The organism is Parvibaculum sp., assembly GCF_019635935.1.
In the GTDB taxonomy this organism is placed as follows: domain Bacteria; phylum Pseudomonadota; class Alphaproteobacteria; order Parvibaculales; family Parvibaculaceae; genus Parvibaculum.
The window spans coordinates 165620-178326 of sequence record NZ_JAHBYN010000001.1 but is presented as its reverse complement, the minus strand read 5'-3'; the positions used below and the strand labels follow the sequence as shown (position 1 = coordinate 178326).

General features: G+C 63.6%; 14 protein-coding genes. 12 read left to right on the top strand and 2 right to left on the bottom strand.

Annotated elements, in window-relative coordinates:
- Positions 1–31 precede the first annotated feature (31 nt).
- From tatB to KF719_RS00905, 6 genes are all read left to right on the top strand, one after another.
- A complete protein-coding gene (gene tatB, locus KF719_RS00930) occupies positions 32–481 on the top strand; it encodes a Sec-independent protein translocase protein TatB (RefSeq protein WP_293506316.1) in 450 nt (149 codons plus the stop codon).
- Complete coding sequence (gene tatC, locus KF719_RS00925; protein ID WP_293506315.1) at positions 478–1293, top strand: twin-arginine translocase subunit TatC; 816 nt, start codon at positions 478–480, stop codon at positions 1291–1293. Before tatB ends, tatC begins: the two co-directional genes overlap by 4 nt.
- 124 nt (positions 1294–1417) lie before the next feature.
- Positions 1418–2725 (top strand): serine--tRNA ligase, encoded by a 1308-nt coding sequence (gene serS / locus KF719_RS00920; RefSeq protein ID WP_293506313.1) that lies wholly within the window; start codon positions 1418–1420, stop codon positions 2723–2725.
- Positions 2718–3536: a 5'/3'-nucleotidase SurE gene (surE, locus tag KF719_RS00915; protein ID WP_293506311.1), complete on the top strand. Its 819-nt coding sequence runs from the start codon at positions 2718–2720 to the stop codon at positions 3534–3536. Before serS ends, surE begins: the two co-directional genes overlap by 8 nt.
- Positions 3537–3561: 25 nt before the next feature.
- Entirely contained in the window at positions 3562–4212 is a 651-nt protein-coding gene (locus tag KF719_RS00910; protein ID WP_293510539.1) for a protein-L-isoaspartate(D-aspartate) O-methyltransferase, read from the top strand.
- A gap of 45 nt (positions 4213–4257) precedes the next feature.
- Positions 4258–5232 (top strand): M23 family metallopeptidase, encoded by a 975-nt coding sequence (locus KF719_RS00905; protein WP_293506309.1) that lies wholly within the window; start codon positions 4258–4260, stop codon positions 5230–5232.
- On the opposite strand, the gene KF719_RS00900 is transcribed toward KF719_RS00905, so the two are convergent.
- Positions 5229–6089, bottom strand: a complete 861-nt coding sequence (locus KF719_RS00900; RefSeq protein WP_293506307.1) for an ATP-binding protein — start codon at positions 6087–6089, stop codon at positions 5229–5231. The genes KF719_RS00905 and KF719_RS00900 overlap by 4 nt on opposite strands.
- Positions 6090–6307: 218 nt before the next feature.
- Here KF719_RS00900 and yajC point away from each other — a divergent pair, with 218 nt between their 5' ends.
- The 6 genes from yajC (at position 6308) to KF719_RS00870 (ending at position 11295) form a co-directional block, all read left to right on the top strand.
- Positions 6308–6622, top strand: a complete 315-nt coding sequence (gene yajC / locus KF719_RS00895; RefSeq protein WP_293506305.1) for a preprotein translocase subunit YajC — start codon at positions 6308–6310, stop codon at positions 6620–6622.
- Between the two features lie 42 nt (positions 6623–6664).
- On the top strand, positions 6665–8272 hold the full coding sequence (secD, locus tag KF719_RS00890; RefSeq protein WP_293506303.1) for a protein translocase subunit SecD: 1608 nt from the start codon (positions 6665–6667) through the stop codon (positions 8270–8272).
- Between the two features lie 22 nt (positions 8273–8294).
- Entirely contained in the window at positions 8295–9248 is a 954-nt protein-coding gene (gene secF / locus KF719_RS00885) for a protein translocase subunit SecF (RefSeq protein ID WP_293506301.1), read from the top strand.
- Entirely contained in the window at positions 9245–9634 is a 390-nt protein-coding gene (locus tag KF719_RS00880) for an Mth938-like domain-containing protein (protein WP_293506299.1), read from the top strand. Before secF ends, KF719_RS00880 begins: the two co-directional genes overlap by 4 nt.
- 158 nt (positions 9635–9792) lie before the next feature.
- Positions 9793–10398, top strand: coding sequence for a urate hydroxylase PuuD (locus KF719_RS00875; RefSeq protein ID WP_293506297.1), 606 nt, complete (start codon positions 9793–9795; stop codon positions 10396–10398).
- Positions 10399–10467: 69 nt separating this feature from the next.
- The gene (locus KF719_RS00870; protein ID WP_293506296.1) at positions 10468–11295 is read left to right on the top strand and encodes a phytoene/squalene synthase family protein; all 828 of its coding nucleotides are present in this window, start codon (positions 10468–10470) and stop codon (positions 11293–11295) included.
- Here KF719_RS00870 and trmFO read toward each other — a convergent pair whose 3' ends face one another.
- The gene (gene trmFO, locus KF719_RS00865; RefSeq protein ID WP_293506294.1) at positions 11296–12705 is read right to left on the bottom strand and encodes a methylenetetrahydrofolate--tRNA-(uracil(54)-C(5))-methyltransferase (FADH(2)-oxidizing) TrmFO; all 1410 of its coding nucleotides are present in this window, start codon (positions 12703–12705) and stop codon (positions 11296–11298) included.
- Positions 12706–12707: the final 2 nt, after the last annotated feature.

The window sequence follows — 12707 nt, the reverse complement described above, 5'->3', positions numbered from 1 at the left end:
GCACTCCGGCTCGAGGCATTTCAGAAGTCATATGTTCGATATCGGATGGTCAGAGCTGCTCATCATTGCGGCGGTCGCCATCATCTTCGTCGGTCCGAAGGACCTTCCGCGGATGATGCGTACGATCGGCCGCTATGTGACCAAGGTCAGGTCGATGGCGCGCGAGTTCCAGAGTTCCTTCGAGGATCTGGCGCGCGAAACCGAGCTTGACGAGCTGCGCAAGGAAGTCACCGGCCTTCGCGATGCCGCGACGGCGCCGCTGAAAAAGCTCCAGCAGGAAATCGACAAGCCGGTCAAGATCGGCGGGGGCGGCGCGGGCGCCGCGGCGGCGGCTGCCGCATCGGAAGCGCGGGCGGCTGAAATCGCCGCCGGCGAGCCGCCGGAGACCGACGAGATTTCGCCCGAGATGCAGGAGGCGTTGCGCGAGGCCAAGGCCGTCGAGGCGTTCGGCGTCAGCGATCCGGGGCGCGACGACAAATGAGCGCCAATGCGGCCATGCCGGAGCCGGAAGACGATGTCGAGGCCTCCCGGGCACCGCTGATCGACCACCTGATCGAGCTGCGTTCGCGGCTGATCCGTTCGGTGATCGCCATTGTGATCGCTTTCGGCATCTGTTTCGCCTTTGCCGACGATATTTTCAATATTCTGATCCTGCCGTATGAGACGGCTGTCGGCACGGGGCCGGAAGCGCGTTTCATCTTCACGGCGCCGCAGGAATTCCTGATCACGCAGTTGAAGCTCGCCTTTTTCGGCGCGATGTTTCTGGCCTTCCCCATCATCGCCTCGCAGATTTACATGTTCGTGGCGCCCGGCCTCTACAAGGACGAGCGCCACGCCTTCCTGCCATACCTGATCGCGACGCCGATCCTGTTCCTGATCGGTGCGGCGCTGGTTTATTTCGGGGTGATGCCGCTCGCCTTGCAGTTCTTCATGGGCATGCAGCAAGAGGGCGGCGAGGGCCGGGCGGCCATCGAATTGATGCCGCGGGTCAGCGAATATCTCAGCCTCATCATGACGCTGCTCTTCGCCTTCGGCATGTGCTTCCAGCTTCCCGTGATCCTGATGCTGCTGGCGCGGATCGGCGTGGTCAATGCGGCCCAGCTTCGCAAAGGTCGGCGCTACGCCATCGTCGCCGTCTTCGCCGTTGCGGCCTTCCTGACACCGCCGGATTTCTTTAGCCAGATCGCGCTCGGGGTGCCGACGCTGTTGCTCTACGAACTGTCGATCTTCGGCGTCGCCTGGACCGAAAAGCGGCAGGCGGCCGCGGCTGAGGATGAGGCCGCCGAAGCCTGACCCCTGTCTGGACGGTCAGGGCCTTTCCGCCTATACAAGGCGCCGAAACGGGCAGGCGGACCGGAAGTGATTCGGGTTCCGGCCGGCGCCTTCGTATCCGTATTTCCCATCATTTTGGGGTGTCATGTTCGACATCAAAGCCATTCGCGACGACGCCCAAGCCTTCGATGCCGGGCTCGCGAAGCGCGGGCTCGAGCCGCAGGCCGTGCGCCTTGTCGAGATCGACGAGCGGCGGCGGAAGGTCGTTACACGTTTGCAGGAGATGCAGCAGCGCCGCAACGACGCTTCGAAGCAGATTGGCCAGGCCAAGGCGAAGAAGGACGAAGCGACCGCGAAGAAGCTGATGGACGAGGTCGCGGCGCTGAAGGGCGACCTTCAGAAAGGCGAGGAAGAGGAACGGCAGGTCAATGCCGAGCTTGAAGCCGCGCTGGCGTCGATCCCCAACATTCCGCTCGACGAGGTGCCGGTCGGCCCGGACGAGAGCGCCAATGTCGAACATCACCGCGACGGTGCCCCGCGCGCGATGAATTTCGCGCCGCGCGAGCATTTCGATCTCGGCGAGGCGCTGGGCCTGATGGATTTCGAGACGGCGGCCAAGCTTTCCGGCGCGCGCTTCTCCGTGCTGAAAGGCGCGCTCGCGCGGCTCGAACGCGCCATCGGCAATTTCATGGTCGATCTGCATACCAGCGAATTCGGCTACGAGGAGGTCGCGCCGCCGTTGATGGTGCGCGACGAGGCGATGTTCGGCACGGCGCAACTGCCGAAGTTTGCCGACGATCAATTTGCGACATTCAAGGGCCAGAGCCGGGACGATCAGGAGAAATACTGGCTGATCCCGACCGCCGAAGTGCCGCTGACCAATCTGGTGCGCGAAAGCATTCTCACCGAAGAAGAACTGCCGAAGCGTTTCACCGCCTACACGCCGTGTTTCCGCGCCGAGGCAGGGGCGGCAGGGCGCGATACGCGGGGCTTGATCCGCCAGCATCAGTTTTCGAAGGTCGAGCTGGTTTCGATCACGACGCCCGAAAAATCACTCGAGGAGCATGACCGGATGCTGGCCTGCGCCGAGGAAGTTTTGAAGCGGCTCGGGCTGCACTACCGGGTGATGGTGCTTTCGACCGGCGACATGGGCTTTGCGGCACGCAAAACCTACGACATCGAAGTCTGGCTACCGGGGCAGAATGCCTATCGCGAGATTTCGTCCTGCTCGGTCTGCGGCGATTTCCAGGCGCGGCGGATGAATGCGCGCTACCGGCCGAAAGGCGAAAAGAACACGCGCTTCGTGCACACGCTGAACGGCTCCGGCCTCGCGGTCGGGCGAACGCTGGTGGCGGTGATGGAAAACTACCAGCAGGCCGACGGCTCGATCGAGGTGCCGCAGGCGCTGCGTCCCTATATGGGCGGGTTGGAGGTTATTGCACCTCATGGGTAAGTCTGCGTCCAAGGCCCTTCGCATTCTGGTCACCAATGATGACGGCATTCACGCGCCGGGGCTCAAGGTGCTGGAGAAGATTGCGCACAAGCTGACGCGCGATGTCTGGACCGTCGCACCGGAAGAGGAGCAGAGCGGTTCGGCGCATTCGCTGTCGCTGGCAAATCCGTTGCGCGTCCGCAAACTCACCGCGCGGAAATATGCGATCAAGGGCACGCCGTCCGACTGCGTGCTGATGGCCGTGCGTCACATCATGAAGGACGAGGCGCCCGACCTCATTCTCTCGGGCGTCAATCGCGGCCAGAACATCGCCGACGACGTGACCTATTCGGGCACCATCGCGGCGGCGATGGAAGGAACGCAGCTCGGCATTCCGTCGATTGCGCTCAGCCAGGCATTCGGCTTTGGCGGCAATATGAAGCTCAAATGGTCGACGGCCGAGCAATTCGCGCCTGACATCGTCAAGAAACTCGTTGCCGCCGGTTGGCCCGCCGATGTGCTCATCAACATCAACTTCCCGGATGTCGTGCCGCAATCTGTGACGGGCATCGAAGTGACGCGGCAAGGCAAGCGCGACCAGTCGCTCGTGCGTGTCGAAGAGCGGATCGACGCGCGCAACAATCCTTACTACTGGCTCGGTTTCGAGCGCATTCTCAGCAATCCGCCGCAGGGCACCGACCTGCGCGCTATCTATGAGGGGCGCATTTCGATCACGCCGCTGCATATGGACCTCACCCATGCGCGCACGACCAATGCACTCAATGCCGCGCTCGGGACGATGCCGGTGAAGCGCCCGCGACGGAAGGCGTGAGGTTCCGGTGAGCGACGAGACGCCCATGGACGAGATCGAGCAGGGCAAGATCGAGTTGATCATGGGCCTGCGCCGCCAGGGCATCCGCGACAAGCGCGTGCTGTCGGCGCTGGAGCGGGTGCCGCGCGAAAAATTCATCAGCGGCACGTTTCGCAAGCAGGCTTACGAAAATCACGCGCTGCCCATCGAATGCGGGCAGACGATCAGCCAACCCTACATCGTTGCCTACATGACCGAGCAGCTTCAGGTCGGCGAGCGGATGAAGGTGCTCGAGGTCGGCACGGGGTCGGGCTATCAGGCGGCCGTACTGGCGCGGCTCTGCCGCCGCGTCTACACGATCGAGCGCTATCGCACGCTGCTGAAAGACGCGCTGAAGCGTTTCGAGGAACTCAACATAAACAACATCACGGCCAAGGTCGGCGACGGCGCGCAGGGCTGGCCCGAGCAGGCGCCGTTCGACCGAATCATCGTGACCGCCGCCGCGCCGGCCGTGCCGCAAAAGCTGGTCGAACAGCTCAAGGAAGGCGGGCTGATGATCGTGCCGGTCGCGGCTTCCGGCGGCCGGGGCGAGCAGAAACTTGTACGGATCGAGCGGACGGGCGAAGGTGTGAAGCGCGAGGAGCTTCTGCCGGTCCGCTTTGTGCCGCTGGTCGAGGGTGTCGCGAAAGAGTCCTGAACGCCTGAGAGGGAGCGGCCTGACAAGATGCGGCGCGGACACGGGATGAGGGTGGCGAAGTTCGCCGGCGCGCTCGCGTCGATGCTGCTCGCCGCCGCCTGCGGCAGCAGCGAGCGCCCGTGGTGGGACGGCGGGCCGTCCGCAGCCGGCAGCCCGCGTGCGCCGCTGGCCCGGCCCGCGCCGATGGTGGCGCCCGGCGGCACCTATGTCGTCCGGCGCGGCGACACGGTGCACTCCATCGCGCGGGCGCATGACGTGCCGCTGCGTTCGATCATCGACGCCAACAGGCTGAACGCGCCTTATACGATCGAGGTCGGGCAGCGGCTGACAATCCCGGCCGGGCGCTTTCACATCGTCCAGTCCGGCGACACCGTCTACAGCATTTCCCGGCAGCACAACGTCGACATGGCGTCGCTGACCAGCCTCAATCGCATTCAGGCGCCTTACACGATCAAGGTCGGCGAACGTTTGCAGCTTCCCGGACGCGGGACAGCACCGCAACCCGCCGCCATGACGCGCGATGTGGCGGGCGGCCCGGTGCCGATGGCACGGCCCGTTGCAGGGACCGCGACCGCCGCGGTGCAGCCGGCGAGCACGACGCCGAGCGTGCCGAAAACGCCGCTGCCTGCAACGCCAGCCGCAACCGGCGGCTTCGTCTGGCCGGTCGAGGGGAAGATCCTGTCGTCATACGGTCCCAAAGCCAACGGGCTGCACAATGACGGCATCAACATAGCCGCCGAGATGGGCGCGCCCGTCAAGGCTGCGCAAAACGGTGTCGTTGCCTATGCGGGCAATGAATTGAAGGGTTATGGCAACCTGCTGCTGATCCGCCACGAGGGCGATCTGATCACCGCCTATGCACATAACAGCAAGTTGCTGGTGCAGCGCGGCGATACGATCCTGCGCGGCCAGACCATCGCGCAGGCCGGCAATTCCGGCAGTGTCGTGACGCCGCAAGTCCACTTCGAGGTTCGCCGGGGTGCCAAGGCGCTCGATCCGATGACGGTGATCGGACGTTAGCCGAGCTGCTGGCCGAGGCGGCCGGCGAGATCCTGAATGAACTGCCATGCCACGCGGCCCGAACGCGCGCCACGCGTCGCCGCCCATTCGATCGCTTCGGCATGCAGGCGCTCCTGCTCGACCTCCAAGCCATAATGCGCGGCATAGGCTTCGACCATGCCGAGGAATTCGGCCTGGCTGCAATTATGGAAGCCGAGCCAGAGGCCGAAACGATCCGAGAGCGAGACCTTTTCCTCGACCGCTTCGGATGGATTGATCGCCGTCGAACGCTCGTTCTCCACCATGTCGCGGGGCATCAGGTGGCGGCGGTTCGATGTCGCGTAGAAGATCACGTTGCGCGGCCGGCCCTCGATGCCGCCTTCGAGCACCGCCTTCAGCGACTTGTAGCTGGTGTCGTCGTGATCGAAAGACAGGTCGTCGCAAAAGACGATGGCGGGACGGGTTTGTCCGCGCAGAAGCGACATCAGGCGCGGCAGGCTTTCGATGTCCTCGCGATGAATCTCGATCAGGATCAGGCTGCGCGGCGTTTCTTCGTTGATGGCCGCATGCGCCGCCTTGACGAGCGAGCTCTTGCCCATGCCGCGCGCGCCCCAGAGCAGCGCATTGTTGGCGGGCAGGCCGCGCGCGAAACGGCGCGTATTGTCGAGCAGTATGTCGCGCACCCTGTCGATGCCTTTCAGCAGCGGCAGGTCGACCCGTGCGACCTCGGCGACCGGCTCGGGCATCTCGGCGTCGGCATTCCAGACATAGGCGTCGGCAACGCTGAAATCCGCCTCGTCGGCCCGCGGCGGCGCGATCCGTTCGAGCGCATCGGCGATGCGGCCGAGCAGGGTTTCTGTGCTGGATTTGTCGGTCATATGGGCTTGCCGGAGAACGGTCCAATGGGAGCAGGGGATGCGGACCCTAGCACCTCGGACCTTGCGCGAAAATCCCTGTCCTTGCCGGAGCTTAGGCGAGGCGCGGGACGCCCCGGGCGACGGTTTGCAAATGCCCTGACGGCGGCTATAGTCCGCCGCAATCCAGCGCAGGCCGGCCCGGCCCGCCGCAGGCATGACAGTCGAAACAGGAGAAATCGATGGGTGGCGGCGGTACTTCGGAATTCTTGATCTCGCTCTTCCCGTTTATCGCGCTGTTCGCGATCATGTATTTCCTCATCCTGCGCCCCCAGCAGAAGCGCATGAGGCTGCATCGCGAGATGGTCGCCAATGTCCGCCGCGGCGATGTTGTGGTGACGGCGGGGGGGCTCATCGGCAAGGTCGTCAAGGTTGAGGACACCGAGGCTCAGGTCGAAATCGCCGATGGCGTCCGGGTACGCGTGGTCAAGACCACGCTGACGGATGTGCGCTCGAAGTCGGAACCTGTGCCCGCCAACGCCAATACCCCTTCCTGACACCCTTAGCGGGAGCCGCCCGACAAGGGGGGACATGCCGACATGCTGCATTTCGAACGCTGGAAAATAACGCTGATCGTCTTGCTGTGCGTGGCGGGGCTGGCCTATTCGGCGCCTAATTTCGTACCCCGGGATTCGCTTGAAGGCATTCCGGGCTGGCTGCCGAACCAGCAGATCAATCTCGGTCTCGATCTTCGGGGCGGCTCCTACATGCTGCTCGAGGTCGATACGAGTTCGCTGATCCAGGACCGCCTGCAATCGCTGGTCAACGACGTGCGCGCGGCGCTTCGCAGCGAGCGGGTCCTCTATACCGGCCTCGGCATTCGCAATTCAGAGGTGACGGTTCGCATCACCCAGCCGGACGACGTTCAAAAGGCACGCGGGGCGATTGAGGGCGTCGGCACGACGGTTGCTGGCAATGTGTTCTCGGCCGTGCCCGAGCGCGATATCGCGGTCAGCGTCAACGGCCAGAACATCACGGTGGTGCTGACGGAGCCCGCGATTGTCGCGCGCACGCAGTCGGCCGTTCAGCAATCCATCGAAATTGTCCGCCGCCGCATCGATGAACTCGGCACCACGGAGCCGGTTATTCAGCAACAAGGCGCGAGTCGCATTCTGGTGCAGGTGCCCGGCCTCGACGATCCACAACGATTGAAGCAACTTCTCGGCCAGACGGCGAAAATGAACTTCCGGCTGGTCAGCAACGCCATGTCCGGCGAACAGGCGCTGGCGACGCGAACCGTGCCGACGGGCACCGAAATCCTGTTCATGGCCGAGGCACCGAACGTACCGGTGCTGGTCGAGCGACGGATCATGGTCGGCGGCGACCGGCTGGTCGATGCGCAGCCGGCCTTCGATCAGCAATCGGGTGCGCCGGTCGTCAATTTCCGCTTCGACTCGACGGGCGGGCGGCAATTCGGTGAAGTGACGCGCAACAGCGTGGGGCGCCCTTTCGCCATCGTTCTCGACGACAAGGTGATCAGCGCACCGGTGATCCGCGAACCGATCATGGGCGGCTCGGGGCAGATCAGCGGCAACTTCACGGTGCAGGCGGCCAACGATCTGGCGATCCTGTTGCGCGCTGGCGCTTTGCCGGCGCCGCTCAATGTGCTTGAGGAGCGGACGGTGGGTCCGGGGCTCGGCGCTGACTCGATTGCGGCCGGTGAGATCGCGGCGGTGATCGGCGGTGTCGCGGTTGTCGCCTTCATGATCGCGAGCTACGGATTCTTCGGCGTTTTGGCCGTGGTGGCCTTGACCCTCAACATGGCGATGATCTTCGCCGTTCTGTCGGTCCTGCAGGCGACGCTCACATTGCCGGGGATTGCCGGTATCGTCCTGACCATCGGCATGGCGGTCGATGCCAATGTGCTGATTTACGAGCGCATACGCGAGGAACTCGCTTCAGGCAAAAGCCCGGTTCCGGCGATCGAGGCGGGTTACAACAAGGCGCTGTCGTCCATTCTCGATGCCAACATCACGACGCTGATTTCCGCGGCGATCCTGTTTCAGATGGGGTCGGGGCCGGTGCGCGGCTTTGCGGTGACGCTTGGCGTCGGCATCATCACTTCGGTCTTTACCGCCTACACCGTCAACCGCTTGATGCTTTCGGTCTGGATACGCCGCCGGCGGCCGAAGACGATTTATCTGTGACCGCCGGGACGGAGCCAGAAACATGCGACATCTCAAGCTGATTTCGGACGACACGCATATACCGTTCGTAAAATTCCGTCAGATCGCGGTGGCGTTTTCACTGTTGGTCATTGCGGCGTCGGTGGCGCTTTTCTTCGCGCGGGGTCTCAATTTCGGCATCGACTTCAAGGGCGGCATCATGATCGAGATCGCCACCGACGGGCCGGCGGATCTCACGCAGTTGCGCGCGACGATGGGCGGCCTTGGACTTGGTGAGGTCCAGATTCAGGAGTTCGGTCAGGCCGACGACGTCTTGATCCGCATACCGTCGCCAGCCGAAGGCGGGGAGGCGGCGTCGCAGGAAGTCGTCAATGCCGTGCGCGCGGCACTCGACGATGTGGTGGTCGAATACCGGCGCGTCGAAGTGGTGGGTCCGCAGGTCAGCGGCGAGCTCGTCCGCAGCGGCATCATCGCCGTCGTGCTCGCGATGGCGCTGATGCTTATCTACATCTGGTTCCGCTTCGAGTGGCAGTTCAGTCTCGGCGCGATCGTCTCGCTGGTTCACGACGTATTTGCGACCATTGGAATTCTTTGCATCCTGCAGATCGAATTCAATCTGCAGATGATTGCCGCCATCCTGACCATTGTCGGCTATTCGATGAACGACACTGTCATCGTTTATGATCGTGTCCGGGAGAACTTGCGCAAATACAAGAAGATGGATCTTGCCGAGCTGGTCGACCTGTCGATCAATCAGACCTTGTCGCGCACGGTCATCACCTCGGGCACGACATTGCTTGCGCTGCTGGCTCTTTTTGTCTTCGGCGGCGAGGTGTTGCGCGGCTTCACCTTCGCGATGATTTTCGGCATCCTGGTTGGCACCTACTCGTCGATCTTCATCGCCGCTCCGGTCATTCTGGCGGTCGGCGTGTCGCGCGACTGGTCGGGCAACACGACCGGCAAGACGGCGGAGGGAAAGTCCGGGGCAAAGGCGTGAGCGGTGGCCCATCGGGCATGAAGCCACGCTTTTCGGGACAACCGCCGGTCGATGCCTATGGAGACGGCGGCTTTCGCCTCGAAGGACAACGTTTCGAAGGTTCGATTATCGTCACGCCGCAAGGCCTGCATCCCTGGTCCGTTGCCGCGATCGGCGATGTCACGGTGGCATCTCTTGCCGTTCTGACAGATGCCGCCGGCACATTCGACTTTCTGCTTGTCGGTTCCGGCGAAGCCTTTGCGCGATTGCCGGCTCAGGTGCAAAAGCATCTCGAATCGCAGGGGCTTTTCCCGGATCTGATGGCGACCGCGGCGGCCTGCCGGACCTACAACATGATGCTTGCCGAAAATCGCCGCGTTGCCGCTGCGCTGATCGCCGTAGCCTGATTGTGGTTTCTCGCGGGCTTGGCTTTTGACACGGAAACTCCTAGTTTTCATGCCAGTATCGCGACATTGAGTCGAGCCGGTTTCGGCATCCGATCCGGACGCCTTCCACGAGGCAGAGGCCGGAGGCGGCGCCGGGCAATCAGACGGGGAGGACCATCATGGCTGCCATTCTCACATCGCTCCGCAACACGGTGATCGCCGGCTTCGTGCTGGCGGCGATCCTGGTGCTGCTCTATCTCAACGGTGGCGGGTCGCTCGGCGATTACGCCTTCTGGGCGTTTTTCTTCCGCTGGCTGCATGTGATCAGCGGCGTGATGTGGATCGGCCTGCTCTGGTATTTCAATTTCGTGCAAATCCCGTCCATGCCGAAGATCCCCGACGATCAGAAGCCGGCCGTCAGCAAAGTGATCGCGCCAGAAGCGCTGTTCTGGTTCCGCTGGGGCGCGATGGCGACCATCGTCACCGGCATCATCGTCGCCCATATGAACGGCTATCTGCTCGACGCCTACACGCTTGGCGCGATGTCCGGGTTCATGGTGCCGAAGAATATTGCCATCGGCATCGGCATGTGGCTCGGCACGATCATGTGGTTCAACGTCTGGTTCGTGATCTGGCCGAACCAGAAGATCGCGCTCGGGATCGTCGACGGTCCGGCCGAGGCGAAGCCGGCGGCGGCGCGCACCGCGATGCTCTTCTCGCGCACCAATACGGTGCTCTCGATCCCGATGCTTTTCGCGATGGTTTCGGCGCAGAACATATACTGATCGGGCAGGTACAGACGAACAAGGACGGGGCTGCCACAATGGCGGCCCCGTTTTCTTTGAGGATGAGGCATGACGCAGACGGAAACGGCATTCGCAGCCTGTTTCGAAGACGTCCGGCGGCACGACCATGACCGTTTTCTGACGGTGTTGCTGGCGCCTGCGCCGGCGCGCGACGCGCTGCTCGCGCTTTATGCGTTCAACATCGAGATCGCGCGCATTCCCGAAGCGGTCAGCGAACCGATGATGGGGCAGATTAGGCTGCAATGGTGGCGCGAAACCGTCGAGGGCCTCGACCGGGGCGAGACGCGCGGTCATGCGGTTGCCGAAGCGCTGGCTGCGACGGATATTTCACGTGATGGACTTCTGGCGTTGATCGACGCGCGGGAGCGCGATCTGTCGGAAGAACCCTTTGCCGATCTTCCGGCGCTCGAATCCTATGCCGACGCAACTTCGGCGGCGATCATGCGTCTGGCCGCCGGGGCGCTCGGCGTGTCAGTGCCCGAAAGCGCCGTTCGCAACGCCGGCATCGCCTATGCGCTCACCGGGCTGCTCCGTGCCTTGCCGCTTCACGCCTCGCAAGGACGGCTCTTCATGCCGGCCAACCTGTTGCGTTTTCACGACGTCGATCCGCATACGGTTCTGACGGGGCGGATGACGGAGGGCCTGCGCGGCGTCATGTGCGATGTCGCGGACCGGGCGCGGACATTGCTCGCCAATGCCCGGCGCGAGCCGCTGCCGCGCGCCGCATTGCCGGCGCTTCTGTCTGTGGTTCTGTGCGAGCGTTATCTCGATTTGATGACGGCGCCGGGCTTCGATCCGTTTCATCGGTCGAGTGACGTACCCGCGTTCCGGCGTCAGTTGCGGCTGCTGCGCGCGAAAATTACCGGACGCGTCTGACTATTCGGCCGCTTGTGCCTTCGGTTTGAGCCAGCCCTCAAGATCGTGCAGCGCACGCGAGGTATAGGCGCGTTTGCGCGCCGGCGCCTTGGCCTTGCCGCGCGGGCGCTTGCCGTTTTCGTCGAGCGGCACTTCAGGCGGCGGAAAGAGACCGAAATTGATGTTCATCGGCTGGAAGGTCGCCGCATCGGCATCACCGGTGATATGCGCCAGCAAGGCGCCCAGCGCCGTCGTGCGCGGCGGCGGGCTGACCATGCCGCCGAGACGTTCGGTGGCGGCGAAACGGCCGGCGAGAATGCCCATCGCGCCGCTTTCGACATAACCTTCGACGCCGGTGATCTGTCCGGCAAAACGCAGACGCGGCTCCTTCGCCAGCCGCATCGTGGCGTCGAGCAGCTTCGGGCTGTTGAGGAATGTGTTGCGGTGCAGGCCGCCCAGCCGGGCGAATTCGGCGCCTTCAAGTCCGGGTATCGTGCGGAAGATGCGTGTCTGCTCGCCATGCTTCAGCTTGGTCTGGAAGCCGACCATGTTGTAGAGCGTGCCGAGCTTGTTGTCCTGGCGGAGCTGGATGACGGCGTAGGGCTTTTCGTCCGGCTTGTGCGGATTGGTCAGCCCGACCGGTTTCATCGGTCCGAAGCGCAACGTTTCGGGCCCGCGCTCCGCCATCACCTCGATCGGCAGGCACCCATCGAAATAGGGCGTCGTCTTTTCCCATTCCTTGAATTCGGTTTTGCCGCCCGTCAGCAGCGCATCGACGAAAGCGGTGTATTGTTCGCGCGTCAGCGGGCAGTTGATGTAGTCCTTGCCCGCGCCGCCTTCGCCGGTCACGCCGGCGCTTTCCTTGTCGTAGCGCGACTGGTACCAGCAAACCGACATGTCGATCGAGTCGCGGTGGACGATCGGTGCGATGGCGTCGAAGAAGGCAAGCTCGTCCGCGCCGGTCAGTTCGGCGATGGCCTTGCCGAGCGCGTCCGAAGTCAGCGGCCCCGTGGCGACGATCACGCTGTCCCAATCGACTGGCGGCAACCCGTCGATCTCGCCGCGCTCGACGGTCACCAGCGGATGCGCCGTCAGCTTGTCCGTCACATAGTCCGAGAATATGTCGCGATCGACGGCGAGCGCGCCGCCCGCAGGCACGCGCGCCACGATGGCGGCTTCCATCAGCAGCGATCCAGCGCGCCGCATCTCCTCATGCAGCAATCCGACGGCGTTCAATTCGTGGTCGTCGGAGCGGAAGGAGTTGGAGCAGACAAGCTCGGCGAAGCCGTCCGTGTGGTGGGCATCTGTCTTCACGTGGGGCCGCATCTCGTGCAGCACCACGGGAACGCCCGCCGAGACGAGCTGCCATGCGGCCTCGGAACCGGCCATGCCGGCGCCGATCACGTGGACGGGTTTGACGCTATCGCTCATGG

Excerpts from the sequence above, each read along its gene's own strand:
- KF719_RS00900 (WP_293506307.1), bottom strand. The coding sequence starts at position 6,089 with ATGACCGACAAATCCAGCACAGAAACCCTGCTCGGCCGCATCGCCGAT.
- secD (WP_293506303.1), top strand. The coding sequence starts at position 6,665 with ATGCTGCATTTCGAACGCTGGAAAATAACGCTGATCGTCTTGCTGTGC.
- tatC (WP_293506315.1), top strand. The coding sequence starts at position 478 with ATGAGCGCCAATGCGGCCATGCCGGAGCCGGAAGACGATGTCGAGGCC.
- tatB (WP_293506316.1), top strand. The coding sequence starts at position 32 with ATGTTCGATATCGGATGGTCAGAGCTGCTCATCATTGCGGCGGTCGCC.
- trmFO (WP_293506294.1), bottom strand. The coding sequence starts at position 12,705 with ATGAGCGATAGCGTCAAACCCGTCCACGTGATCGGCGCCGGCATGGCC.
- serS (WP_293506313.1), top strand. The coding sequence starts at position 1,418 with ATGTTCGACATCAAAGCCATTCGCGACGACGCCCAAGCCTTCGATGCC.
- secF (WP_293506301.1), top strand. The coding sequence starts at position 8,295 with ATGCGACATCTCAAGCTGATTTCGGACGACACGCATATACCGTTCGTA.
- KF719_RS00875 (WP_293506297.1), top strand. The coding sequence starts at position 9,793 with ATGGCTGCCATTCTCACATCGCTCCGCAACACGGTGATCGCCGGCTTC.
- KF719_RS00870 (WP_293506296.1), top strand. The coding sequence starts at position 10,468 with ATGACGCAGACGGAAACGGCATTCGCAGCCTGTTTCGAAGACGTCCGG.
- KF719_RS00905 (WP_293506309.1), top strand. The coding sequence starts at position 4,258 with ATGAGGGTGGCGAAGTTCGCCGGCGCGCTCGCGTCGATGCTGCTCGCC.
- yajC (WP_293506305.1), top strand. The coding sequence starts at position 6,308 with ATGGGTGGCGGCGGTACTTCGGAATTCTTGATCTCGCTCTTCCCGTTT.
- surE (WP_293506311.1), top strand. The coding sequence starts at position 2,718 with ATGGGTAAGTCTGCGTCCAAGGCCCTTCGCATTCTGGTCACCAATGAT.
- KF719_RS00910 (WP_293510539.1), top strand. The coding sequence starts at position 3,562 with ATGGACGAGATCGAGCAGGGCAAGATCGAGTTGATCATGGGCCTGCGC.